General features: G+C 61.4%; 25 protein-coding genes. 11 read left to right on the top strand and 14 right to left on the bottom strand.

The features are described from left to right. Positions 1 to 46 precede the first annotated feature (46 nt). Positions 47 to 850 (top strand): lysophospholipid acyltransferase family protein, encoded by an 804-nt coding sequence (locus ACIQWP_RS18175; RefSeq protein WP_402789965.1) that lies wholly within the window; start codon positions 47 to 49, stop codon positions 848 to 850. A 24-nt stretch (positions 851 to 874) separates the two neighbouring features. On the opposite strand, the gene ACIQWP_RS18180 is transcribed toward ACIQWP_RS18175, so the two are convergent. Next, positions 875 to 1,447: a gamma-glutamylcyclotransferase gene (locus tag ACIQWP_RS18180; RefSeq protein ID WP_402789968.1), complete on the bottom strand. Its 573-nt coding sequence runs from the start codon at positions 1,445 to 1,447 to the stop codon at positions 875 to 877. Positions 1,448 to 1,458: 11 nt separating this feature from the next. Here ACIQWP_RS18180 and ACIQWP_RS18185 point away from each other — a divergent pair, with 11 nt between their 5' ends. Then, complete coding sequence (locus tag ACIQWP_RS18185) at positions 1,459 to 2,472, top strand: DUF2125 domain-containing protein (RefSeq protein ID WP_402789971.1); 1,014 nt, start codon at positions 1,459 to 1,461, stop codon at positions 2,470 to 2,472. A gap of 45 nt (positions 2,473 to 2,517) precedes the next feature. Here the strand turns inward: ACIQWP_RS18185 and ACIQWP_RS18190 are convergent, their stop codons facing one another. From ACIQWP_RS18190 to ACIQWP_RS18205, 4 genes are all read right to left on the bottom strand, one after another. Continuing rightward, positions 2,518 to 2,946 carry a GNAT family N-acetyltransferase gene (locus ACIQWP_RS18190; RefSeq protein ID WP_402789974.1) on the bottom strand — a complete coding sequence of 143 codons (429 nt, stop codon included), beginning with the start codon at positions 2,944 to 2,946 and terminating at the stop codon, positions 2,518 to 2,520. Positions 2,947 to 3,031: 85 nt separating this feature from the next. After that, a complete protein-coding gene (locus tag ACIQWP_RS18195; protein ID WP_402789977.1) occupies positions 3,032 to 3,961 on the bottom strand; it encodes a prephenate/arogenate dehydrogenase family protein in 930 nt (309 codons plus the stop codon). Further along, positions 3,958 to 5,067, bottom strand: coding sequence for a histidinol-phosphate transaminase (hisC, locus tag ACIQWP_RS18200; RefSeq protein ID WP_402789980.1), 1,110 nt, complete (start codon positions 5,065 to 5,067; stop codon positions 3,958 to 3,960). The genes ACIQWP_RS18195 and hisC overlap by 4 nt, the downstream gene beginning before the upstream one ends. Positions 5,068 to 5,168: 101 nt before the next feature. Beyond that, the gene (locus tag ACIQWP_RS18205) at positions 5,169 to 5,948 is read right to left on the bottom strand and encodes a class I SAM-dependent methyltransferase (protein ID WP_402789983.1); all 780 of its coding nucleotides are present in this window, start codon (positions 5,946 to 5,948) and stop codon (positions 5,169 to 5,171) included. Positions 5,949 to 6,001: 53 nt separating this feature from the next. Here ACIQWP_RS18205 and gloB point away from each other — a divergent pair, with 53 nt between their 5' ends. From gloB to ACIQWP_RS18220, 3 genes are all read left to right on the top strand, one after another. Continuing rightward, positions 6,002 to 6,772 (top strand): hydroxyacylglutathione hydrolase, encoded by a 771-nt coding sequence (gloB, locus tag ACIQWP_RS18210; protein ID WP_402789985.1) that lies wholly within the window; start codon positions 6,002 to 6,004, stop codon positions 6,770 to 6,772. Then, complete coding sequence (locus ACIQWP_RS18215) at positions 6,772 to 7,197, top strand: cupin domain-containing protein (protein ID WP_402789988.1); 426 nt, start codon at positions 6,772 to 6,774, stop codon at positions 7,195 to 7,197. Before gloB ends, ACIQWP_RS18215 begins: the two co-directional genes overlap by 1 nt. A gap of 135 nt (positions 7,198 to 7,332) precedes the next feature. After that, complete coding sequence (locus ACIQWP_RS18220; protein WP_402789991.1) at positions 7,333 to 8,490, top strand: esterase; 1,158 nt, start codon at positions 7,333 to 7,335, stop codon at positions 8,488 to 8,490. Positions 8,491 to 8,523: 33 nt separating this feature from the next. On the opposite strand, the gene ACIQWP_RS18225 is transcribed toward ACIQWP_RS18220, so the two are convergent. Next, on the bottom strand, positions 8,524 to 9,423 hold the full coding sequence (locus tag ACIQWP_RS18225) for a DMT family transporter (protein ID WP_402789994.1): 900 nt from the start codon (positions 9,421 to 9,423) through the stop codon (positions 8,524 to 8,526). Positions 9,424 to 9,564: 141 nt separating this feature from the next. After that, positions 9,565 to 10,341, bottom strand: a complete 777-nt coding sequence (locus ACIQWP_RS18230; protein WP_402789996.1) for a DUF3108 domain-containing protein — start codon at positions 10,339 to 10,341, stop codon at positions 9,565 to 9,567. A 237-nt stretch (positions 10,342 to 10,578) separates the two neighbouring features. Here ACIQWP_RS18230 and rpmB point away from each other — a divergent pair, with 237 nt between their 5' ends. After that, positions 10,579 to 10,878, top strand: a complete 300-nt coding sequence (rpmB, locus tag ACIQWP_RS18235) for a 50S ribosomal protein L28 (protein WP_004107717.1) — start codon at positions 10,579 to 10,581, stop codon at positions 10,876 to 10,878. A 115-nt stretch (positions 10,879 to 10,993) separates the two neighbouring features. Continuing rightward, on the top strand, positions 10,994 to 11,629 hold the full coding sequence (locus ACIQWP_RS18240) for a queuosine precursor transporter (RefSeq protein WP_402789999.1): 636 nt from the start codon (positions 10,994 to 10,996) through the stop codon (positions 11,627 to 11,629). Between the two features lie 68 nt (positions 11,630 to 11,697). Here the strand turns inward: ACIQWP_RS18240 and ACIQWP_RS18245 are convergent, their stop codons facing one another. The 4 genes from ACIQWP_RS18245 to ACIQWP_RS18260 form a co-directional block, all read right to left on the bottom strand. Continuing rightward, complete coding sequence (locus ACIQWP_RS18245) at positions 11,698 to 12,711, bottom strand: esterase-like activity of phytase family protein (protein WP_402790002.1); 1,014 nt, start codon at positions 12,709 to 12,711, stop codon at positions 11,698 to 11,700. 101 nt (positions 12,712 to 12,812) lie between these two features. Next, the gene (cobT, locus tag ACIQWP_RS18250; RefSeq protein WP_402790005.1) at positions 12,813 to 14,714 is read right to left on the bottom strand and encodes a cobaltochelatase subunit CobT; all 1,902 of its coding nucleotides are present in this window, start codon (positions 14,712 to 14,714) and stop codon (positions 12,813 to 12,815) included. 17 nt (positions 14,715 to 14,731) lie between these two features. After that, positions 14,732 to 15,721, bottom strand: a complete 990-nt coding sequence (gene cobS / locus ACIQWP_RS18255; protein ID WP_402790007.1) for a cobaltochelatase subunit CobS — start codon at positions 15,719 to 15,721, stop codon at positions 14,732 to 14,734. 309 nt (positions 15,722 to 16,030) lie between these two features. Further along, complete coding sequence (locus ACIQWP_RS18260; RefSeq protein ID WP_402790010.1) at positions 16,031 to 16,651, bottom strand: J domain-containing protein; 621 nt, start codon at positions 16,649 to 16,651, stop codon at positions 16,031 to 16,033. A gap of 107 nt (positions 16,652 to 16,758) precedes the next feature. Here ACIQWP_RS18260 and ACIQWP_RS18265 point away from each other — a divergent pair, with 107 nt between their 5' ends. Then, positions 16,759 to 17,046, top strand: a complete 288-nt coding sequence (locus ACIQWP_RS18265) for a BolA family protein (RefSeq protein ID WP_402790013.1) — start codon at positions 16,759 to 16,761, stop codon at positions 17,044 to 17,046. 19 nt (positions 17,047 to 17,065) lie between these two features. Here ACIQWP_RS18265 and ACIQWP_RS18270 read toward each other — a convergent pair whose 3' ends face one another. From ACIQWP_RS18270 to ACIQWP_RS18280, 3 genes are read right to left on the bottom strand one after another with little or no spacing between them, the layout of a single operon-like run. Next, positions 17,066 to 18,376 carry an HlyC/CorC family transporter gene (locus tag ACIQWP_RS18270; protein ID WP_402790016.1) on the bottom strand — a complete coding sequence of 437 codons (1,311 nt, stop codon included), beginning with the start codon at positions 18,374 to 18,376 and terminating at the stop codon, positions 17,066 to 17,068. After that, the gene (gene aroB / locus ACIQWP_RS18275) at positions 18,376 to 19,506 is read right to left on the bottom strand and encodes a 3-dehydroquinate synthase (RefSeq protein WP_402790019.1); all 1,131 of its coding nucleotides are present in this window, start codon (positions 19,504 to 19,506) and stop codon (positions 18,376 to 18,378) included. Before aroB ends, ACIQWP_RS18270 begins: the two co-directional genes overlap by 1 nt. Beyond that, on the bottom strand, positions 19,503 to 20,096 hold the full coding sequence (locus ACIQWP_RS18280; RefSeq protein ID WP_402790022.1) for a shikimate kinase: 594 nt from the start codon (positions 20,094 to 20,096) through the stop codon (positions 19,503 to 19,505). The genes aroB and ACIQWP_RS18280 overlap by 4 nt, the downstream gene beginning before the upstream one ends. 161 nt (positions 20,097 to 20,257) lie before the next feature. On the opposite strand from ACIQWP_RS18280, the gene ACIQWP_RS18285 reads away from it, so the two are divergent. The 3 genes from ACIQWP_RS18285 (at position 20,258) to ACIQWP_RS18295 (ending at position 22,443) form a co-directional block, all read left to right on the top strand. After that, positions 20,258 to 20,425, top strand: coding sequence for a hypothetical protein (locus ACIQWP_RS18285; protein ID WP_402790024.1), 168 nt, complete (start codon positions 20,258 to 20,260; stop codon positions 20,423 to 20,425). Continuing rightward, positions 20,422 to 21,426, top strand: coding sequence for a site-specific tyrosine recombinase XerD (gene xerD / locus ACIQWP_RS18290; protein WP_402790027.1), 1,005 nt, complete (start codon positions 20,422 to 20,424; stop codon positions 21,424 to 21,426). The genes ACIQWP_RS18285 and xerD overlap by 4 nt, the downstream gene beginning before the upstream one ends. 63 nt (positions 21,427 to 21,489) lie before the next feature. Beyond that, the gene (locus ACIQWP_RS18295; RefSeq protein WP_402790030.1) at positions 21,490 to 22,443 is read left to right on the top strand and encodes an acetyl-CoA carboxylase carboxyltransferase subunit alpha; all 954 of its coding nucleotides are present in this window, start codon (positions 21,490 to 21,492) and stop codon (positions 22,441 to 22,443) included. The last annotated feature ends 216 nt before the right edge of the window (positions 22,444 to 22,659 follow it).

Raw genomic sequence — 22,659 nt, forward strand, 5'->3', positions numbered from 1 at the left:
CAAACCTTCGGATGCCGGCGCAAGCCGGTGCGTTGGGAAAGCCTCGATGATTATCTTGCGTTCGATCCTGTTCAATACAGCCTTCTATGCCAATCTGATCATTCGAATGATCGTGTTGACGCCGATCTATTTCCTGATGCCGCGCAAGGCGGCCTACGCGATCCCGAAGGCATGGGCGAAATCCAGCACCTGGCTGATGGAGAAGATCGTCGGCACGACCTTCGAGGTCGAGGGCCTGGAGAACATCCCCAAGGGCAGTTTCATCTTCGCGCCCAAGCATCAATCCTTCTGGGACACCTTCGCGCTGCTGCCCTATCTCGACGATCCGGTCTATATCCTGAAGCGCGAGCTCCTATGGATTCCGCTGTTCGGCTGGTATGCCATGAAGCAGCGCATGATCCCGGTCGATCGCAGCGCGCGCGGCAAGGTCATGTTCGACGTCCTGAAGCGCACCCGCGAGGAACTTTCCACGGGCCGCCAGCTCATTATTTATCCCGAAGGCACCCGCCGCCCGCCGGGAGCCGAGCCCGTGTATAAGTACGGTATCGCTCGCATGTACCGCGACCTTGGAATTCCCGTCGTCTCGGTCGCCATGCACCCCGGCCTGTTCTGGCCGCGCCGCACCTTCCGCAAATATCCCGGCCATATCAAGGTGCGCATCCTGCCGCCGATCGAGCCCGGCCTGGACCCTGATGCCTTCTTCGCGCGCCTGATCGAGGAAACGGAAAAGGCAAGCGACGAGCTGCTGGTCGAGACGGTCGCCGACAACCCGCATCTGCCGCTTCCTCCGACCGCGGCCCAGCGTCTCGCCGAAATCGGCAAGGCGAAGCCGGTGACCGCCGCGGTTTGAGACTCTCGACGCGAAGAAGCGGGCTCAGGATGCCTCTCGCATCCGCTCCACTTCACCGGCCACCTGCTCGAGCCAATGATCGCGGATGCCCATGTCGCGCAGATGCGTCAGCGTATTGAAGAGGTAGGCATCGTTCGGACCGGAGCGTCCGTTGGCGGCTTCCACCACATGGGCCGCCTCGATCGCATCCAGAGAACCGGCATATTGCCTGTGGTTGCGATCGACGACATAGGCGACGGCGGTGACGCGCCGGCCGTCGGCAAGCCGGATCGGCAGCGTTTTTTCCAGATAGACGTTGGTGACGAGCTCGCGGTCGCGCAGATAGGTCAGCACCTCATCCCAATCGGCGGCCGGCACGCGAAAGGCGATGCCGCGGCAGGAGCCGCCGCGATCGAGGCCAAGGACGAGGCCTGGGCTTTCTTCCGTGCCGCGATGGACCCAGGAATGGACGCAGAGCGAGCGGCGATAACCAAAAATAAGGGCCTCGGCCCGTTCGTCGTAACCAAAGCCCGGATTCCACATAAGCGATCCGTAGCCAAACACCCAAAATTCGTCCATATCCAACGCCAAATCACTGTGAAGCTTCAGTCCAACCATTGGAGAACAACATGGCAGCGTCAAGCCAGAGCGTAACGACTGGTCGAGGCAAGCGTCTTTGGCTTATCCTTCTGGGGCTGCTTGTGGTCGTAGCCGGGCTTTATACCGGCGGATGGTATTACGCGACGAGCTTCGTCAGAGCCAACGTCCTGAAGGCGCTCGGTCAGCAGAACAGCGCCGGCGTTGCCGGCAAGTGCGAGAACATGGCCTTCAACGGCTTTCCGTTCTCAATCGGCCTGACCTGCGACACGGTGACGGTAGACAACCAGACCCGCGGTGTTTCGGCCAATTTCGACATGCTGAGCGCATCGGCTCCGGTCTTCCAGCCCAACCACGTCAGCTGGAACCTGAAATCTCCGGCCGAATTGCGCACGACCGCCGGCCTGACGGTATCGGCCGAATGGGCCGACCTGCAATCGAACCTCGTCGCCAGGGGGCGCGGCGTCGCACAGAGCCAGACCGTTATCGATGGGCTGAAAGCAGGCATCGTCTCCTCCTTCACCGGCCAGAGCGTCGATGTCACGGCCGCCCATACCGAGATGCATGCCAGTCAGAACGGCAGCGACCTGGATTTCGCCATCGGCGTCGAAAACGCCAATGCCGTGATCAAGGATTTTCCACAGACCCTGCCGACCGCCTCGACCAGCGCCAACGTGACGCTGACGGGCAAGGCCGGCTTGCTCGACGGCAGCGACCGCGAAGGGCTTCGCGGCACCGCGGGCGTGCTGCACCAAGCCGTCATCGATATCGGCGACGGCCGCGTCATGACGCTCTCCGGCCCCTTCAATTTCGACGATAGCGGATTTTTGTCCGGCCAGTTCAAGCTGGAGATCAACCAGATCGAACCGTGGGGCGACAGCCTGACCGCCGCGCTTCCCGCCGCCAAGAGCATCATCAAGACAGCAACCAAGATGCTGAAGGCACTTGCAAACGGTGCTGACAAGGTTTCGGTCGACCTGACCGCCGATCGTGGCCGCCTGTCGCTCAGCGGCTTCATCCCGCTCGGCAAAATCCCGCCGATCTGAGAGATCGGCACTTTCGCCTCAACGGGGAGAACACAAGAGACTTCGCTACGCTTTGCCTCCGCCGGAAATATCCTTCAGGAAGAATATTTCCGGGCTCGATTGGACGATGCGAAGATCGATGCTGCCGGCCGCCTTGAAGCCATTGCGGCGATGCCAGGCCTGCGGCTCGACTTCAGCCCATTCGCTCGAGGTCATCAGATGCTCGGCGCCCTCTTCGATCATGGCGCTCTCCCAGGCCCGGAAAAGGGCGGTCCCCACGCCACCGCGCTGCTGCAATGGCAGCACGCGGATCATGTCCATATAGGGTATCTTGCCCCAGAAGCGGCTGAAGCGCAGGAAACCGAGGATTTCGCCATCCTGTTCGGCGATGAAATATTCGCCGTGCCGGATGCAACGCCCGATCCAGTCCTCGCTTGCGTCATCGTGCTCAAAGAGCCAGGGCAAGTCTTCGCAGCGCCCGCGTCTGACGATCATGAGCCCTCCCTCGGCCCCTCATCCGCCCTCCTGAGCTTGTCGAAGGGCGGCACCTTCTCCCAACGGGGAGAAGACGGAAGAGCAGCTACTCCTTCGCATCCAGCGCGTGACGGCCGAAGTCAGGCACGTCGACATCCTGGCCGGCCTCGACGATCGAGCGACGAATGGCGCGGGTACGGGTAAACAGTTCGAAGATCTTCTCGCCGTCCCCCCAGCGAATGGCGCGCTGCAGCGATGCGAGATCTTCCGAGAAACGCGACAGCATCTCCAGGATCGCATCGCGATTGTGCAGGCAGACGTCGCGCCACATCGTCGGATCGGAGGCGGCAAGGCGGGTGAAGTCCCGGAAACCGGAGGCCGAATATTTGATGACTTCCGATTCCGTCACCGTCTCCAGATCGTCGGCCGTGCCGACGATGTTATAGGCGATGAGATGCGGCAGATGCGAGACGATCGCCAGCACCTTGTCGTGATGCTCGGGGTCCATCTCGTCGACGCGGGAGCCGAGCGTTTCCCAGAAATTGCGGAGCGTCTTGATCGCGGCCTCGTCGGTACCGGGAACCGGCGTGAAGATGCACCAGCGTCCCTTGAACAGCCCGGGAAAGCCCGCATCCGGGCCGGACTTTTCCGTACCCGCCAGCGGATGGCCCGGAATGAAATGCACGTTGGACGGCATATGCGGCTGCATCTGCGCGATGACCGAGGCCTTGGTCGAGCCGACATCGGTGACGATGGCGCCCGGCTTCAGATGAGCGGCGATTTCCTTGGCGACGCTTTCCGAGGCGCCCACGGGCACCGAGACGATGACGAGATCGGCGTCCTTGACGGCTTCAGCCGACGACGGCGTGTAGCGATCGCCGAGCTGCAGCTCCTCGGCGCGCTTCAGCGTCTCGGCGCTGCGGGTCGAAATCACCACTTCCTTGGCGAGGTTCAGCCGCTTGAGGTCATGCGCGATGGAGGAGCCGATGAGGCCGATACCGATCAGCGCGATACGGTCAAACTGGATCTTGGTCATGCCTTGCGTCCCATGAATTCGGTCAGCGTGTCGACGAGGCCGAGATTGGCCTCTTCGGTGCCGATGCTCATCCGCAGCGAGTTCGGGAAGCCATAGGCGCGCACGGCCCGCACGATATAGCCGCGGCTGGTGAGGAAATCGTCCGCCTCGGTCGCCTGCTTGCCGTCGATATCAGGGAAGTGGACGAGAACAAAATTCGCGACCGACGGCGTTACCCGGAGGCCGATCGCCTCGAGCGCGGAGGTCACCTTCTCGATCCAGAGCGTGTTGTACGCAACCGCCTTCTCGGTAAAGGCCTGGTCGCGAATCGCCGCCGCTCCGGCAGCGATGGCGGCACCATTCATGTTGAACGGCATGCGCACGCGGTTGAGCGCATCGACGATATCGACAGGCCCGTACATCCAGCCGATGCGAAGCGCCGCCAGGCCGTAGATCTTCGAGAAGGTGCGGGTCATGACGACGTTCTGGTTGGCCGAGACGAGCTCGAGGCCGGCCTCGTAGTCGTTGCGGCGGACATATTCGGCATAGGCCGCGTCGAGCACGAGAATGACATGCTTCGGCAAGCTTGCCTGCAGACGGCGAATTTCGCTGACCGGCACATAGGTCCCGGTCGGATTGGCGGGGTTGGCGATGAAGACCATCTTGGTCTTCTCCGTGACGGCCGCAAGGATGGCGTCGACATCGACGGTGCAATCCCTTTCCTTGACCGTCACCGGCGTCGCGCCGGCAGCCATGATCTGGATCTTGTAAACCAGGAAGCCGTGCTCGGTGATGATGCCTTCGTCGCCGGTGTCGAGATAGGCGTGGCAGAGCAGGCCAAGCAACTCGTCGGAGCCGTTGCCGCAGAGGATGTTGGCCACGTTCAACCCGTGCACGTCGGCGATCGCCTGACGCAATTCCTTGGCCTGGCCATCGGGATAGCGCTCAAGCTGGCCGGCACTATTGCGGAAGGCTTCGATAGCCCTGGGGCTGGCGCCGAGCGGCGTCTCGTTCGAGGAGAGCTTGAACACGCGCGCAACGCCCGGCGCATGCTCCTTGCCCGGCACATAGGCAGCGATATCGAGAATGCCGGGACGGGGGGCGGGCTTGCTCATTTCCATGCTCATCGGATCGACCTTGGGAAGGGCCGGAAAATTCCGGCTTTAGACACCCCGTCGCATTAATGCGGATTGACAAATTTGTCGAGTGTGACGCTAAGCCGACCGCATCAGGGGCCGTCGCGTGTCGTCGGGACGCCGCGCGGTGCCAGAACCGGCACGAAGACACGGCGCGAGGCCCGAACCGCAACCGGGAGCCCCTGATAAAGCCGCTTTTGCGCCTCGACGATGATGACGCCGGAGAAGGCGGGCCACAGGGTGCGGCCGACCCTTTCGAAGGCGCGGCGCAGCCGCAGCACGGTGCGCAGCTTCGAGGGCGGGAAGAACAGCGCCTCGGCCGTCGCGCCCGGCGTGAAATTGGTTTCCCTGAGAAGCGCGGTCAGCTGGCCACGCGAATAGGGCCGGCCGGAGCCGAACGGCGTGTGCTCCATGCGCGCCCAGACGCCGCGCCGGTTCGGCACGGCTATAACGAGCCGTCCACCGGGCGCCAGCACCCGCCAAAGCTCCTTCAACGTCTCGCGCGGGCTTTCGGCGAATTCCAGCGAATGCACCATCAGCACGCGATCGATCGAACTGTCGGGCAGCGGCAGTTCCTCATCAAAAATCAGGGCCGTCGACGATGCCGAGCCCAGCGGCCAGTTCACCGCGCCCTGCCCGGCTGGCATGAAGGCGAAGGTGCGCTCGGTATCCGCGCGGAAACGATCGAGATAGGGGACGGCGTAGCCGAGGCCGACAAGCCGCTCCTCCGGCATGCGCGCCCAGATGGAGGAAAGCGCCATGGCGATCGACTGCTCCGCCAGGCGGCCGAGCTCGGAATGATAAAACTGGCGAAGATCGACAATATCTGCGTGCATCGAAACAAATGTTATCAGCCGAGCGTTGGACTTCAAGGCCGATCGGCTTACATTCTATGGCAACGGAAAAGACGAGGACGATTTTGATCATGAAACCATTGGAATTAGAGATTTTTATCTGCCGTTCCGACAATTACGGCGTCTTGGTCCATGATCCCGAAACCGGGTTGACGGCATCGATCGACGCTCCGGAGGCGGATGCGATCCTGAAGGCCGCCGATCGCCGCGGCTGGACGATCAGCCATATCCTGACGACCCATCACCACACCGATCATGTCGAAGGCAATCTGGCGCTGAAGGAGCAGTTCGGCTGCGAGATCATCGGCCCGATCAACGAGGCTGTCGCCATTCCCGGCCTCGATCGCGCCGTTGCCGGCGGCGATACGTTCGAGTTCGCCGGCCATACGGTCAATGTCATCGAAACGCCCGGCCATACCGCCGGCCACGTCTGCTATCACTTCGCCGACGACAAGCTGCTCTTTGCCGCCGACACGCTGTTTGCACTGGGCTGCGGCCGGCTGTTCGAGCGCACGCCGGCCGACATGTGGGCCTCGCTGCAGAAGCTCGCCGTGCTGCCGGACGAAACGGCCGTCTATTTCGGCCATGAATATACGCTCTCTAACGCCCGATTCGCGCTGACCATCGATCCCGACAACGAGCGGCTGAAATCCCGTGCGGCCGATATCGAGGCATTGAGGGCGGCCGGCAAGTTCACCATCCCGACGACGCTCGCGCTGGAGAAGGAAACAAACCCGTTCCTGCGTGCCGCCGATCCTTCGATCCGCCGCCACCTGCTGATGGAGAGCCGCAGCAACGACGAGGTCTTCGCCGAGATCCGCAAGCGCAAGGACAATTTCTGATGCAGGCAAAAGAGATCATCGAAACGCTTTCCATGCAGCAGCATCCGGAAGGCGGCTGGTACGTGCAGACATTTCGCGACGAGAACGGCGACGCACGCGGCCATTCCACGGCGATCTACTACCTGCTTGAAGCGGGCGACCGCTCGCATTGGCACCGAGTGCGCGATGCCGCTGAGGTCTGGCATTACTATGCCGGCGCGCCGCTCGCACTGCGTCGCTCGGCCGATGGCAAGGCCAGCGAGACGCTCGTGCTCGGCTTGGATCTCGCAAAGGGCGAACGCCCGCAGGCGATCATTCCGGCCGACTGGTGGCAATCGGCCGAAAGCCTCGGCGAATTCACGCTCGTCGGCTGCACGGTCGCCCCCGGCTTCGAATTCTCGAGTTTCGAAATGGCTGCCCCGGACTGGAAACCCTCCTTCAGCTGAACCTCTTTCAGCTTTCACCGACACAGGCCGGTATTGCGGCCAGACAACGCAGTGCGGCGACCTTGAAAAAGCGCCGCTCTGTGTCAGCTTTACAAGGGGAGAGAGAAGATTGATTCAACTGGAGGAGGTTTTTTCGTGCGCCTATTGTTTCCTTTGCTCGTCGCCGCAGGCTCTGTCATGAGCGCTCCTGCCCTTGCCATCGATGCGCCGGCGTCGCCACCGGCCGAACAGCCCCTGAAAAACTTCGTGACCTCGGTCGAAAAGGACGGTTCGATCACGTTCCGCCTCTACGCGCCGGCGGCAAAGGCGGTCTCCGTCGGCCTCGGATCGCGCGATCCGCTGGCGATGCAGCGCGGCGACGACGGCACCTGGAGCGTCAAGACGGACGTATTGAAGCCCGATCTCTACGAATATTATTTCAACATCGACGGTTTTCGCAGCATCGATACCGGCACCAATGCGCCCAAGCCGCAGCGGCACGTGAACACAAGCCTCATCCTGGTGCCGGGCAGCATTCTCGACATCCGCAACGTGCCGCATGGCGATCTCAGGCTCGTGACCCTGAATTCCAAGGCGCTGAAATCGGAACGGCAGATGTATGTCTACACGCCGCCCGGCTACACCGATTCATCGAAGCCGTTGCCGGTCCTCTATCTCTATCACGGCTTTGGCGACACCGTCGGCTCCTGGGTGGCACAGGGTCGAGCACCGCAGATCCTCGATAACCTTCTGGCCGAGAAGAAGATCGAGCCGATGATCGTCGTCATCCCCGACACGGAAACCGACGTGCCGGACGCCATCGCCGAGAATATGCCTAGCTCGGACATCCGCAAGGTGTTCTTTCCGGCCAATGCCGAGGCGGCCGATCGAGAGCTGATCGATGATCTCATCCCCTATATGAAGCAGCACTACCGGGTGCGGAACGACGCGGACGGCCGTGCCGTCGCCGGTCTTTCACAGGGCGGATACCAGGCGCTTGTCTCCGGGCTGTCGCATCTCGGCACCTTCGGCTGGGTCGCGACCTTCAGCGGCGTCAGCACCACCAGCTCGCCGAACAAGGCCGTCGATGCGGCGCTGAACGAACCGGACAAGGTCAACAAGGCGCTGCGCAACTTCACGGTGACGGTCGGCAGCAAGGATGGGGTCGTCGGCAAGGATGTGGCCGGCCTGAAGGCGACGCTCGACGAGAAGAAGATCAAGCACGAATACCACGAATATCCGGATCTCCAGCATGAAATGGATGTCTGGCGGCCGTCGCTTGCCACCTTCCTGGAAGAGGTCTTCAAGAAATGACACCGAGGATAACAGGCAGCGATCGCGGCGGAGCTATTCCGCCGCCTCAGCCTGTACGGGGCCGGTTTTGTCCCGGCGCAGGATCATGCGATGGGCGGCAAGCACCGCGCCGCCGGTGACGAGCAGGCAGGCAAGCGCTATGCCCCAGCTCGGCTCGGCAAAGCCGAAAAGCGTCAGGATCAGCGTCGAGAGCAACGGTGCGGCATAGCTTGCCGCGCCGAGAATCTGGATGTCGCCATTCTTGACGCCGTAATCCCAGGCATAGAAGGCCGCCCCGACCGGAAAGAGACCCAATCCGAGCACCGCGCCCCACTGAGCCGTGCTCTCCGGCCAGATGGTCTCTTCCAGCCCAAGATGGCAGAGGAACGAGAGAATCGATGTCGCGAGGCAGAATAGCGTGACGACGTCGGTGGAAACCGCCTCGAAACGGCGCGTGATCAGCGAATAGCCGGACCAGGTGAAGGCACACAGAAAAGCCGCGCCATAGCCAACGGCATAGGCGCCTTCGAAATGAAAGCCGTTGCGGCCGACGATCAGAACCGTACCCGCGAGCCCCATCAGCGCGCCGACGATGTGATACCAGCGTAGCCGCTCGCCGGGCAGCAAGGCCGAGCCGACGACGATCAACAGCGGCCAGAGATAGGCGATCAGCCCGGCTTCCACCGCCGGCGCATGACGCAGCGCCGTGAAATAGAGGAAGTGGTAGCCGAACAGGCCGACAATACCCGTGATCCAGACCCTGGCAGGCTGGCGCAGCAGTCGCAGACGCTCGGGTCGCAGCAGGAGCACGACGATGCCGGGGATGCTGCCGATCGCAAAGCAGATGGCGAGCAGCTGAAACGGCGGCATCTTGCCGGATGCCACCGTCAAAAGCGCCAGAAACGACCACATCACGATCGCCGAGAAACCCGTCAATGTCGCGCGAAATTTCACCCCTGCCCCCCGGCTCGTTACTGCGGGCATCCCAGACCCGCTGAAGCAATTCCAGGAAAATGCATAGCGATTTTCCATGCGGAATTGCGTAGAAATTGATGGCCTAGACCGTCAAGCGCCCCTATCGAGCTTTTGGCGGTCCTAGCTGCCGTATTTTACGGCTGTGATCGTCACCGTCCCATATTGCGTGGGTATGCGGACGTAGACCGGAGCATAGACATTCATGGCATCGGCCTTGGCAAACCAGATTTCCATATTGTCGCTCTTGGCGAGATAGACATAATCCTTGCGCGTGCTCTTATAGCCGCTCTTCGGCGTGAAACGCACGCCGCAGGCAACCGTCTTACCCTTGAAGCCGTCGGTCGAGAAGGGATGCGATCCCTTTGGCGACAGTTTCAGATCCATGCGCATCTCGCCGTCGAACACGGCCAACGTCTGATTGCAGAGGTTGAGGCTCGGCGTGATCGGAAAAATCATGCCCGATATCGGATCGAGCACGGACTTCAGATCCTCTCCCGTAAGCGGGACCCAGGTATCCGGCCGCTTCGGTTCGGGCGTGATCGTATTCGACGTCACATTGCCGTTGGCATAGGCAACATCATAGGTACGCTCTTTCTTGCCGCTCTTGTAGAAGAGCGTGTAGTGCGTTGCCTGCAGCTTGCTGTCGGCGACGACACCGGTCACATCGGTCCTCGCATCGATTGACGTGACAAGATCGGCAAGCCCCGCGGACGTGATATCGCCACGGATGGTGAACTGCTTGCCGGTGACCTCGGTCTTGAAATCGGCCCTGGCGATCGGCAGCCCGGCCAGGGAAACGCGATAGCGCGTTTCGTGCCGCAGCACGTCGGCCAATGCCATCGCCGGCATCGACGCAACGATCGCTGAAATGAGAAGCCACTTCCGAATTTGAACCATAATCAGGGCCTTCAACGAGGATCAGGCAAGTTATATAGTCGTTTTGCTCACCTGCTGCGAGCGCCAGACAACAGCAGCTTTTTGACGGAATTACGGGAAAACACAAGGTTTGGCTTGACGCGGCCGGCCGCTCTGACTATAGAACCGCAACTTTCCAATTATGGCCTGTTGGATTGCGCGTCGGGTTTTGCCCGGGATGTCTATTCGATGGCCGAGAAAAACAAAAGTAGGTGTACCATGTCCCGCATGTGCGAATTGACCGGCAAGGCCGTCCTCGTGGGCAACAACGTTAGCCACGCCAACAACAAGACCAAGCGTCGGTTCCTGCCGAACCTCTGCCAGGTCACGCTGATCTCCGACGTTCTCGGCCAGCGCTATCGTCTGCGCGTTTCCGCTGCAGCGCTTCGCTCGGTCGAACACCGCGGCGGTCTGGACGCTTTCCTTATCAAGGCAAGCGAAAACGAGCTCAGCATGCGCGCCCGCCTGCTGCGTCGCCAGATCGTCAAGAAGTCCGCTGAAGCGGCAGTCGCTGCCTAAGCTCTAGCACTTCGCGACTATCATACGGACTGAGAGGCTTGCACGGATCATTTCCGGACAAGCCTTTTTCCATGTCCGGTTTCGTTCAACTGGTGGCATCTCCCAGGATAAAAAAATGCTGACACTACGTCACACCCTTATCTACGTTCTGTTGATGACGCTGGTCGTCGTTGCCTCGAACATCCTCGTGCAGTATCCGCTGCAGGCCACGCTCGCCGGCATCAATCTCGCGGATATCCTGACCTGGGGCGCTTTTACCTACCCGGTCGCCTTCCTCATCACCGATCTGACCAACCGCCAGTTCGGCCCCAAGGCTGCGCGCAAGGTGGTGTTTGCCGGCTTCGTCGTCGGCGTCGCGCTGTCCTTCTATACGGCGCAGCCGCGCATCGCGATCGCTTCCGGCTCGGCCTATCTTGCCGGACAGCTGCTCGACATCTCGGTCTTCAACCGCCTGCGCCGCATGGCCTGGTGGCGCGCGCCACTGTTCGGCTCCCTGATCGGCTCGATGCTGGACACGTTGATCTTCTTCTCGTTCGCCTTCGCGCCCTTCTTCGTCTTCTTCGGACCGAACGATCCCTTCGCGATCGATTGGGCGCCGATCCTCGGCACCTTCTCCACATCGGCACCGCGCTGGGTTTCCTGGGCGATCGGCGATTTCTCGGTGAAGGTAACCGTCGGCCTCGTCATGCTGCTGCCCTATGGCGCGCTGATGAACATGCTGAAGCCGATGTCGCAGGCGCCGACCGCCTGAACGACTGACGACAGCGCATACAACATGCTTGTCGAGCAAAAGCAGTAGCGGGCGGAACTGACCGTCCGCTATTTCTCGTTCTGGCTCATGACGTTTTCGTCATGCAGGCGAAATTCCAGCATGAGGCTGCGCTGCAGGATCGAGTGATTGTCGTCCGAGATCAGGATGAGATGCAAAGAGCCGTCGGTGGCGCGGAAGACGTCTATGCCTTCCATATTGTCGATCTGATCTCCTGAACCGGCCTCGAAGATCACCTCGCCATCCACAACCGCGCCCGGCTTGATATCCTTGCCGGCAATGCGGCGGATGCGCGCGCCGAGACCATGCATCAGCGCGAAGCGTCGTTCCAGCAGCAATAGATCGCCATCGGGTAGAAACACGCCGTCGCTGACGCTGAAGCCGGCATGATGCCGGATGGTAAAACGACCATTCAACGGCCCGTCCAGAATGGCGGCAAGCATATTGCCCTCATCGTCCAGGCTCTCCTCGGTGACGATGACGGCACCGCCGGCAAGCGGGCTGGACTGTGGCGCGATCATCAGCGCCTCGAGGCCGCGATTGGCGCGCAGCTGCAACCTCGGGATGGGGACGGGCAAGGCGCCATCAGGCGGCGAAATCTCGAAGCCAGGATCGGGATAGGCATCGACGCGGTGATATTGCTCATAGCTGACGAGGACTTGATTGCCCCGCAGTGCCAGCCCCTCCGCATCCAGCCCCCCCTTGCCGACATCGGCAGCGCCGCGGCGCTCGATCATCGGCATGATGCGTGCGTCGCCGATCCCCTTCAACCGTCCGCCGTCGTCGCGCTCGATCGCCCCGGTCAGCCAATGACCGGTATCCAGTACGGAGATGAAATTGCGTTGGTCGGGACGGAAGCGAATGGCAGAGATGGCGCCGAGAAGCGCGTTGTCCGAACTGAGTTCGAGGCCGCCGACGAATTCCAGCGCGCCGAACCGCGTTTCATTCGAACCCGGCCTGAAGGTGGAAATCACCGTGGCGCGGATATTTGCCGAACCACCTTCTTCTCCATCATCGCCCGAATTGCAGCCGGCGAGCAGTGTTGCAAAAACAGCCGCCGTCAAAACGGTCCATGCTTTGCGTGCACGTCGGCCAGAGAAAGCAATGCCCCCGGGCGGAAAGGGCACCGGCCGCAAGGCCGATGCCGAAGGAGGCCCGAGCGCGCTCAGCTGGCGCGGCGCATGCGCGAGCGCGGCATGCTCGTCTGATCTTCGAACAGTGAGGCAAGCTGCTCCGTCATGGCACCTGCGAGCTCGTCGGCGTCGACGATGGTAACGGCGCGGCGATAATACCGCGTCACGTCATGGCCGATACCGATGGCCAGAAGTTCGACGGGCGAACGCGTTTCGATCTGATCGATCACGGCACGCAGGTGCCGCTCCAGATAATTGCCCGGATTGACCGACAGCGTCGAATCGTCGACCGGCGCGCCATCCGAAATCATCATCAGAATGCGGCGCTGCTCGCGCCGCCCGAGCAGGCGGTTATGCGCCCAGATCAGCGCCTCGCCATCGATGTTCTCCTTGAGCAGGCCTTCGCGCATCATCAGGCCGAGATTGCTGCGCGACCGGCGGTAGGGCTCGTCAGCCGACTTGTAGATGATGTGACGCAGATCGTTCAGCCGGCCCGGTGTCTGCGGCTTGCCGCTGGCAAGCCACTTCTCGCGTGCCTGCCCGCCCTTCCAGGCCTTGGTGGTGAAGCCGAGGATCTCGACCTTCACGCCGCAGCGCTCCAGCGTGCGTGCCAGAATGTCGGCGCAGGAGGCGGCAACCGTGATCGGCCGTCCGCGCATCGAGCCCGAATTGTCGATCAGCAGCGTCACGACCGTATCGCGGAACTGCGTGTCGCGCTCCATCTTGAAGGAGAGCGCCTGCATCGGGTCGATGATCAGACGCGGCAGCCGGGCCGGATCGAGATAGCCCTCTTCCAGATCGAAATCCCAGGAACGGTTCTGCTGCGCCATCAGACGACGCTGCAGGCGGTTTGCGAGCCGGCCCACCGCACCCTGCAGATGCGCAAGCTGCTTGTCGAGGAAGGCGCGCAGGCGTTCGAGTTCGGCCGTGTCACAGAGCTCCTGTGCCGTCGTGGTCTCGTCGAACTCCTCGGTATAGACGTGGTAGTCGACCTTCTCGTTGAAGTCAGCGAAGGGCGTGTTCGGACGGCGGGTTTCACCCGGCGTTTCCGAATCTTCCTCGCCTTCTTCGCTCATGTCGTCGTCGGAAATCTCGCCGCCGTCTTCGGTTGCGCCGTCCTCCATCTGCTCGTCGGAGGCCTCGCTGTCCTCCGCGGGAGCGGCGTCGGAGCCCTCGTCTTCCTTGACGTCGTCATTATCCTGGTCTTCGCCGTTCGGCTTGTCCTCTTCGCTCGGCTGCTCGTCGCTGTCGGGCTCGGACTGCTCGTCACCATACTCTTCGGCCATCTCCATGGCCGACAGCATGGTGCGCACGACACGGGCGAAGCTCTGCTGGTCGTTGATCGCCGAAAGCAGATTATCTAGTTCGCCGCCGGTCTTTTGCTCGATGAAGGGGCGCCAGAGATCGAGAACCTTGCCGGCGCTCTCCGGCGGCTTCTGGCCGGTCAGCTTCTCACGCACGATCATTGCCATGGCTTCGCCGATCGGCGCGTCTTCCTGCCGCTCGATGCCGGAGAAGTTCGCCTTGGCGTATTTCTCCGTATTCATCGAATTGAGGTTGGCGGCGACGCCGCTCATGCGCAACGAGCCGATCGATTCGACGCGTGCCTGCTCGACGGCATCGAAGATGCTGCGGGCATCGGCACCCTGTGGCGCCATGACGGCATGCACGCGGGCGTCGTGACAGGCAAGACGCAGAGCCATCGAATCGCCAAGCCCGCGGGTCACCGCGAGCTCATGGGCTGTCGGCCGCTTCGAAAGCTCCGGCAAGCGGATGCGCTCGCCGGTCATCCCCGGGCGTTCGTTGGCAAATGCCACCTCGACCTCGGCATCGCCGGCGATCGAGCGCACGCAGCCTGTGATCGCCCTGCGCAACGGCTCCATGTCCACCGGAGCACCCGGCTTCGCTTTGGAATTATCTCCGCGACCTGACATGATGTGTCGGCTTTTCCTTAGGCTTCGAGCACGATGTTGGCGGCACTTTCCTTCAGCTCGACACCGAAGGCGCGCTGATAGTGCTCGGCGACCAGCGGGCGCTCCAGCTCATCACACTTGTTGAGGAAGGTGACGCGGAAGGCAAAGGCGACATCGCCGAAGATTTCCGCATTCTCAGCCCAGGTGATGACGGTACGCGGGCTCATGACGGTCGACAGATCGCCGTTCATGAAGGCCGCGCGCGTCAGGTCGGCGACGCGCACCATCTTGGAAACGGTGTCACGACCCTTGTCGGTGCGGAAGGACTTCACCTTGGCGAGCACGATATCGACTTCGTTGTTGTGCGGCAGGTAGTTCAGCGTCGTCACGATCGACCAGCGGTCCATCTGCGCCTGGTTGATCTGCTGCGTGCCGTGATAGAGGCCGGTCGTGTCGCCAAGACCGATCGTGTTGGCGGTCGCAAACAGGCGGAAGGCGGGGTGAGGACGAATGACGCGGCTCTGGTCGAGCAGCGTCAGGCGGCCCGACGATTCCAGCACGCGCTGAATGACGAACATCACGTCCGGGCGGCCGGCATCATATTCGTCGAAGACGAGCGCGACATTGTGCTGATAGGCCCAGGGCAGGATGCCATCCTTGAATTCGGTGATCTGCAGCCCGTCCTTGACGACGATCGCATCCTTGCCGACGAGGTCGATACGGCTGACATGGCTGTCGAGGTTGATGCGGACGCAAGGCCAGTTGAGGCGCGCGGCAACCTGCTCGATATGCGAGGACTTGCCTGTGCCGTGGTAGCCCGAGATCATCACGCGGCGGTTGTGAGCAAAGCCGGCGAGAATAGCGAGCGTGGTCTCGCGGTCGAAGAGATAGTCCGTGTCCAGATCGGGCACGTAGGCGCTGCCCTGACTATAGGCAGGAACGCGAATGTCGGAATCAATGCCGAAGGCTTCACGGACCGAAACGGTTGTGTCGGGAACTTCGGAAATATCAAGGTCAATCTTGCTCATCATGTCTCCAGGGCGGGTGGCTCTCACCCTGCCATATCAAACTCAACCGATTTATCCGAAACGCCGCAGCTTGTTGCCCGCATCCGTTCGGTCGGAACAGCGGCGATACTTCTCCGGGACTAAAGCAAAATCTCGGCGCGATGATATGATCGCTTGCGAGCATCCTTGAACAGAGTCCCCGGACAAGAAACGCCGCGTCCGGAAAGTTGACCGAGGTGCAGCAAGCCAAATGCGCACCCTGCCGCGGTTGCCCGCAGCTTCAGCCGATTTGGACCATACCTGATTGAAGGCGGAGAGCAAGGACGGGAATTAACAAAAACCGTTCTGCTTCAATAATTGATAGGCCTGAATAACCGCGCGAAAGCGCTCCTCGGAACCACGGTCGCCGCCATTGGCATCGGGGTGGTGCATTTTCACGAGTTCCTTGTAACGTCGCTTGATATCCGGTGCCGAGGCATTGGCGCCGAGCCCCATCGTGTCGAATGCTTTCGCCTCCAGCGTTTTCAGCTTGCGCTGCTGCGGGAAACGCGGGCCGCTGCCGCGGCCGTCGCCATCCTTGACGAACCCGAAGGGATCGCGAACCCGGGTATAGGCGCCAGAGCGGATTTCCGACTGCAAGGGGCTGTTCTTTGCCGCCTTGTTGACGCCGACCGTCCAGGTCGGACGGTGGCCGGTAATGGCTTCCTTCTGGTAGCGCGCGATTTCCCCGTCCGAGAGGCCGGAGAAATAATTGTAGCCCTTGTTGTATTCTTTGACGTGCTCGAAGCAGAACAAAAAGAACTGCCCTTCCGCATTGCGCCCGACCGGGGCGCGATGCGTGCCGTGCTTGTCGCAGCCGTCCCACTGGCACGTCGGCGGGCCCTGCTCGGGCTCCTGCGCGCGTTTGCGGCGGGTACGGATGCGATCGAAATATTTTGAATCAAGTCTCATGGCGCCCTAATTATGGGGCCTTGGTTACCCCACAACAAGAATTGACAAACAGGAATGTTATAGGCTTTGTGGGAGCCTTTTTTCGAGAGCGAGGTCGAAGCGGGAATATGGAAACGACACTGCAATCCCGCATTGAGCGGAAGCTCAGCGACGCTTTCGCGCCCGAGCGCCTTGCCGTCATCAATGAAAGCCACCTGCATGCGGGCCATCAACCCGACATGACCGGAACCGGTGAGACTCATATAAGAGTTCGCATCGTTTCCGCCAAGTTCGCGGGCATGCCGCGTCTTGCGCGGCACAGGGCGATCAACGAGCTTTTGAAGCCGGAACTGGACGCAGGCCTGCATGCGCTGGCCGTGGAGCCTGCAGCCCCCGGCGAATCGGTTCGCTGGTAGCCGGGCAAAAGGTGGCGGCCTAGTCCGGCTTTGCCTCTTCCGTCTCGGCGGGGCGAATGCGCAGCTTGGTGATGCGGTTCTTTTCCCGCTTCATGACGATGAAGCGCTTGCCGTAGAAGGTGAACGCCTGACGCTCTTCCGGAATGGTCATCGATTCGTGGATGACGAGGCCGGCAATGGTAGTCGCCTCTTCGTCGGGCAGGTCCCAGTCGAGCGCGCGGTTGAGGTCGCGGATAGGCACGACGCCATCGACGACGATCGAGCCATCGGCCTCCTGACGCACGCCCTGGATATCGAGATCGTGCTCGTCGGCGATATCGCCGACGATTTCCTCCAGAATGTCCTCCAGAGTAACGATGCCCTGCACCTCGCCATATTCGTCGACGACGACGGCAAAATGCTGCTTGCGGCGCAGGAAGGCATTGAGCTGATCTTCGAGATTGGTGCTGTCGGGCACGAACCAGGGTTTTTGCGCGATCTTGACGATGTCGAGATTTTCCGGCTCGACATTCCGCTCCGCCAACGCCCGCAGCAGATCCTTGGCGTGGACCACGCCGATGATGTTGTCGATCGTGCCGCGCCAGAGCGGCATACGCGTATAGGGACTGTCGAGGATGGCGCGCACCACGATCTCTGGCGGGTCGTCGGCATTGATGGCGCGCATCGCCGTGCGGTGAACCATGATGTCGGACAGTTCCAGCTCGCCGAGATCGAGCACGCCGCCCAGACGGTCGCGGTCGGCCTTGACGACCGATCCCTCGCGATGAAGCAGGTCCACCGCACCGCGCAACTCCTCATGCGCCGACAGCATCGATACCTCCCTGGAAAGGTTGATGCCGAACAGGCCGAGAATCCAGCGGACGATGGCATTGACGAAACTCGAGACCGGGCCGACCACGGCAACGAATAGCCGCACGGTGCTGGCGACGTTGAGGGCGAAACGATCCGGCGTCGAAATCGCCCAGCTTTTCGGCAGCACTTCGGCGAAGATGACGAGGATGACCGTCATCGCCGCCGTCGCCAGCGCCACGCCGGAATTGCCGAACAGGCCGAGGAACACGCTGGTCGCAAGCGACGAGGCCAGAATGTTCGCGAGATTATTGCCGATGAGCAAGGCGCCGATCAACCGGTCTCGCCGCTCGATCAGGCGACGCACGATCCCGGCCTGCTCGTCGCCGTTCGCTTCCAGCGTATGGATGCGGGTGCGCGAGACGGCGGTGAGCGCCGTCTCCGAACCGGAGAAAAAAGCCGACAACAGCACGAGCACGACGATCGAGACGATCTCGGGCCAATATTCCAACAACACAGCCAGCGTGCCCTCGACCGTCATCAGGGATGCTTTTCCTTCAGGAAGCTCAGGACCTCGGAAGACGGCACGTCGTCGGCAACGAAGGACTGGCCGATGCCATGGGTCAGGATGAAGGTGAGTTTGCCGCTCTTGACCTTCTTGTCCTGCGCGATCGCGTCCATCAGCGTTTCGGCCGGTGGCAGCTCGCCAGGGATATCTCCCATCCGTGTCGGCAGGCCCACGGCCTTCAAATGGGTCTCGACGCGCTTTGCATCATCGGGACTTGCCAGATTGAGGCGTGCGGAAAATTCATGCGCCAGCACCATGCCGATCGCGACACCCTCGCCATGCACCAGCCGGCGGCTATCATAGGCAGTGGCCGCTTCGAGCGCATGGCCGAAAGTGTGGCCGAGATTGAGCAGGGCGCGCGGTCCGTTTTCGCGCTCGTCGGCAACGACGACATCGGACTTTGCCTGACAGCTTGCCGCGATCGCCTCGATGCGGGCCGCGCCACCGGAAAAAACATCCTTCCAGTTTGCCTCCAGCCAGGCGAAGAAATCCGGCTTGTCGATCAGGCCGTATTTGGCGACTTCGGCATAACCGGCGCGGAATTCGCGCTCGCTGAGCGTATTCAGCACATCGGTATCGGCAAGCACGAGATCCGGCTGATGGAAGACGCCGACGAGGTTCTTGCCGTGACGGGTATTGATGCCGGTCTTGCCGCCGACGGACGAATCCACCTGCGACAGAAGCGAAGTCGGAACCTGGACGAAACGGACGCCGCGGCGCACGATGCCGGCGGCAAAGCCCGAGAGATCGCCGATGACGCCGCCGCCAAGCGCAATCACCGCATCGTTGCGCTCGACGCGCGCGGTCAGCACCGCGTCGCACACGGTGATCAGATGCTCGAAGCTCTTGGTCTTTTCCCCGGCGGGCAGAACGAGACTGGAGGCCTGGATGCCGGCCGCTTCAAGGCTTGCGACCAACGCATCGAGATAGAGCGGTGCGACGTTCTCATCGGTGATGATGGCCGCCTTGCGGCCCTTCAACCGCGCTGCGATCTCACGCCCTGCACGCGCGATCAGGCCGGGGCCGATCAGGATGTCATAGGCGCGCTCGCCAAGAGGCACGCGCACGAGACGCTCTGCTAAGGCCGGTGTGATCGCATTCATGGCATTTTGCTTTCTGCTGTCTTTCCCTCGGCGATGGCGGCAAGAACTTCCTTGACCATGATGTCCTTGCTGACGTCGCGGGAAAGAACCGTGAGATCGGCTTCCGCATAGATCGGATAACGCGCATTCATCAGGTTCTCGAGGGTCTGTTTCGGATTCTCGGTCTTGAGCAGCGGCCGCGTGTCACGCTTGTTGACCCGGTCCCAAAGCACGTCGAGATCGGCCTTCAGCCAGACGGATAGGCTGCCGCGCTTGACATGTAGCCGTGTGCTTTCATTGATGAAGGCGCCGCCGCCGGTCGAAACGACACGCGGGCCGCCCTTGAGGAGCCGCTTGATGACGCGCGTTTCCAGCGCCCGGAACTCCACCTCGCCGTAAGCGGCAAACAGTTCGGCAATCGTCATGCGCGACACGCGCTCGATTTCGATATCCGTATCGACGAAGGGAAGGCCGAGCTGCTGCGCAACGGGCCGGCCGATCGAGGATTTTCCTGCGCCCATCAATCCCACGAAGACGAGATTGCGCTGACCCAGCGCAGCGCGCGCCCTGTCTTTAAGGCTCTCGGCAAGGGTCAGGACTTGTTCACTCATCGGCCCATTCACAATTTCTTTGGAAACGGTATCGTCAAATGCGCTGGTAGCGTCAAGACGCCGCTGCCGTAAACATGTCTGCAATATCCTTCAGCTAACCCTTGAAGGACATAATTATCGCGCATCGCCACGCCAATGAACGGGCGAAGGAGAGTTTTCGAATGCCGACCCTGTTTCGCTTCCTTGTCATCTGCGCGGTCATCGCCGGATCGGTCTATGGAGCGATGTGGGCGCTCGTGCTATTCGTCGATCCGCAGCCGCGCGACGTGACGATCCGTATTGCGCCTGAGCGCCTCAACCCGCCAACGACTGGCTCGCTGAAACCATGAGCGCGCAAACCGGGAATGCAAGGACCGAGAACACACGAACTGCCAAGAGGGATCTGGGGCGAGCCCATCTGGAAGCCTTTCTGGAGATGATGAGTGCCGAGCGCGGCGCGGCAATCAACACGCTGCAATCCTATGAGCGCGATCTCGAAGATCTTCATTCCTTCCTCTCCGGGCAGGGTGTCCGCCTGACGGAGGCCGGCCCCAACGATCTTGGCGCCTATCTTTCCAGCCTGTCGAGCCAGGGTTTCAAGCCATCCTCCCAGGCACGCCGCCTCTCTGCCATGCGGCAGTTCTACAAGTTCCTCTATGCGGAAGGCCTGCGCACCGACGACCCGACGGGAATTCTCGATGCGCCCAAGAAGGGACGCGCCCTTCCCAAGACGATGGGCGTCGAACAGGTGACGAGGCTTCTGACCCAGGCGGAACAGGAAGCCTCGACCGACGGACCCGACCGGTTGCAGCGCCTGCGCATGCTGGTGCTTCTGGAAATGCTTTACGCCACCGGCATGCGCGTCAGCGAACTCGTCTCGCTGCCGGCAAAGGTGCTGGATCAGGAAGGTCGCTTCCTCATAATCCGTGGCAAGGGCAACAAGGAGAGGCTGGTGCCGCTGTCGCATTCGGCCATTTCAGCGTTGAAGGCCTATGGGCGGCTGCAGGCCGAGATTGCGGCAAAGGCCAAGCATCCCGCCCCGGAAAGCCCATGGCTTTTTCCCGCCGCCTCCAAACAGGGCTACCTGCCGCGCCAGGTCTTCGCGCGCGATCTCAAGGATCTTGCCATTCGGGCCGGTCTCACGCCTTCGATGATCTCGCCGCATGTGATGCGCCATGCCTTCGCAAGCCATCTTCTCGCCAACGGTGCCGACCTGCGCGTGGTGCAGGAACTTCTCGGCCATTCGGACATTTCGACGACGCAAATCTATACCCATGTGCTGGAAGAACGCCTTCATCAGCTGGTCCAAACGCATCACCCCCTTGCCAAACAGGCAAAAAAACAGGATTAGGACCGGCATACACGCTAAGGCCGCCATCTCTCGTCACGGGCAAAAGGATCGGAAACGCACCTCATGCACAATTATCTGGACTTCGAAAAACCCATCTCGGATCTCGAAGGCAAGATTCACGAGCTCAAGAAACTGGCGAGCGAAGACGAAAGCATCGACACGTCCGAAGAAGTCGGGCGGCTTGAAATCCGCGTCCGCGAGGCAACGGCCGATATCTATTCCAAGCTCAACGCCTGGCAGAAGACTCAGGTCGCGCGCCATCCGCAGCGCCCGCATTTCGTCGATTATGCCAGCACGCTGTTCACGGAATTCACGCCGCTGGCCGGCGACCGCCAATTCTCCGAGGATGCCGCCATCCAGGCGGGCTTTGCCCGCTTTCGCGGTCAGCCGGTCGCCCTCATCGGTCAGGAAAAGGGCAACGACACCAAGAGCCGCCTGAAGCATAATTTCGGCAGCGCCCGGCCGGAAGGCTACCGCAAGGCGATCCGTATCCTCGAAATGGCCGACCGCTTCCAGCTGCCGATCATCACGCTGGTCGACACCGCCGGCGCCTATCCCGGCGTCGGGGCGGAAGAACGCGGCCAGGCCGAAGCGATTGCCCGCTCGACCGAGATGTGTCTTGGCGTGAAGGTGCCGATCATCTCCATCGTCATCGGCGAAGGCGGTTCGGGCGGCGCCATCGCGATTGCCGTCGGCAACCGCGTCTACATGCTCGAGCATTCGATCTACAGCGTCATTTCGCCCGAAGGTGCGGCCTCGATCCTGTGGCGTGATTCCACCCGCGCCAAGGAAGCCGCAACCAACATGAAGATAACGGCCGATGACCTCAAGGCTCTCGGCGTCATCGACGGCATCATCTCCGAGCCGGTCGGCGGCGCGCATCGCGATCCGAACGCCGTGATAAGCTCGGCCGGCGAGACGATTGCGAACGCGCTTGCCGAACTTTCCAGCCGTTCGGGCGAACAATTGCGCAACGACCGCCGCCAGAAATTCCTCAACATCGGTCGCAATCTCTAAGCAGCATTCGGAAAAAGTGATCGCTGAAAGCGGGAATGAGGCCAAACCTTGGCCACATTTCCGTTATCGAAGCTGTTATGGCAAAGAAAAGCTTGCCGGCGCGTCGCGGGCACGTCATAGGCTGGTAAGGAATTTTCAAGTATAAGCCGTTTATGATTCCGTTTCATGCTTCGAGGGGAGTGGCGAAACAGACCGAACTGCCACTCTTCGCATTTA

It is taken from the genome of Rhizobium sp. NPDC090279 (assembly GCF_044769665.1).
GTDB lineage: Bacteria > Pseudomonadota > Alphaproteobacteria > Rhizobiales > Rhizobiaceae > Rhizobium.

Excerpts from the sequence above, each read along its gene's own strand:
- ACIQWP_RS18260 (WP_402790010.1), bottom strand. The coding sequence starts at position 16,651 with ATGAGACTTGATTCAAAATATTTCGATCGCATCCGTACCCGCCGCAAA.
- ACIQWP_RS18230 (WP_402789996.1), bottom strand. The coding sequence starts at position 10,341 with ATGGTTCAAATTCGGAAGTGGCTTCTCATTTCAGCGATCGTTGCGTCG.
- ACIQWP_RS18215 (WP_402789988.1), top strand. The coding sequence starts at position 6,772 with ATGCAGGCAAAAGAGATCATCGAAACGCTTTCCATGCAGCAGCATCCG.
- xerD (WP_402790027.1), top strand. The coding sequence starts at position 20,422 with ATGAGCGCGCAAACCGGGAATGCAAGGACCGAGAACACACGAACTGCC.
- ACIQWP_RS18185 (WP_402789971.1), top strand. The coding sequence starts at position 1,459 with ATGGCAGCGTCAAGCCAGAGCGTAACGACTGGTCGAGGCAAGCGTCTT.
- ACIQWP_RS18295 (WP_402790030.1), top strand. The coding sequence starts at position 21,490 with ATGCACAATTATCTGGACTTCGAAAAACCCATCTCGGATCTCGAAGGC.
- aroB (WP_402790019.1), bottom strand. The coding sequence starts at position 19,506 with ATGAATGCGATCACACCGGCCTTAGCAGAGCGTCTCGTGCGCGTGCCT.
- ACIQWP_RS18280 (WP_402790022.1), bottom strand. The coding sequence starts at position 20,096 with ATGAGTGAACAAGTCCTGACCCTTGCCGAGAGCCTTAAAGACAGGGCG.
- ACIQWP_RS18265 (WP_402790013.1), top strand. The coding sequence starts at position 16,759 with ATGGAAACGACACTGCAATCCCGCATTGAGCGGAAGCTCAGCGACGCT.
- cobT (WP_402790005.1), bottom strand. The coding sequence starts at position 14,714 with ATGTCAGGTCGCGGAGATAATTCCAAAGCGAAGCCGGGTGCTCCGGTG.
- ACIQWP_RS18175 (WP_402789965.1), top strand. The coding sequence starts at position 47 with ATGATTATCTTGCGTTCGATCCTGTTCAATACAGCCTTCTATGCCAAT.
- rpmB (WP_004107717.1), top strand. The coding sequence starts at position 10,579 with ATGTCCCGCATGTGCGAATTGACCGGCAAGGCCGTCCTCGTGGGCAAC.
- ACIQWP_RS18270 (WP_402790016.1), bottom strand. The coding sequence starts at position 18,376 with ATGACGGTCGAGGGCACGCTGGCTGTGTTGTTGGAATATTGGCCCGAG.
- ACIQWP_RS18240 (WP_402789999.1), top strand. The coding sequence starts at position 10,994 with ATGCTGACACTACGTCACACCCTTATCTACGTTCTGTTGATGACGCTG.
- hisC (WP_402789980.1), bottom strand. The coding sequence starts at position 5,067 with ATGAGCATGGAAATGAGCAAGCCCGCCCCCCGTCCCGGCATTCTCGAT.
- ACIQWP_RS18190 (WP_402789974.1), bottom strand. The coding sequence starts at position 2,946 with ATGATCGTCAGACGCGGGCGCTGCGAAGACTTGCCCTGGCTCTTTGAG.
- ACIQWP_RS18195 (WP_402789977.1), bottom strand. The coding sequence starts at position 3,961 with ATGACCAAGATCCAGTTTGACCGTATCGCGCTGATCGGTATCGGCCTC.
- ACIQWP_RS18285 (WP_402790024.1), top strand. The coding sequence starts at position 20,258 with ATGCCGACCCTGTTTCGCTTCCTTGTCATCTGCGCGGTCATCGCCGGA.
- gloB (WP_402789985.1), top strand. The coding sequence starts at position 6,002 with ATGAAACCATTGGAATTAGAGATTTTTATCTGCCGTTCCGACAATTAC.
- ACIQWP_RS18180 (WP_402789968.1), bottom strand. The coding sequence starts at position 1,447 with ATGGTTGGACTGAAGCTTCACAGTGATTTGGCGTTGGATATGGACGAA.
- cobS (WP_402790007.1), bottom strand. The coding sequence starts at position 15,721 with ATGAGCAAGATTGACCTTGATATTTCCGAAGTTCCCGACACAACCGTT.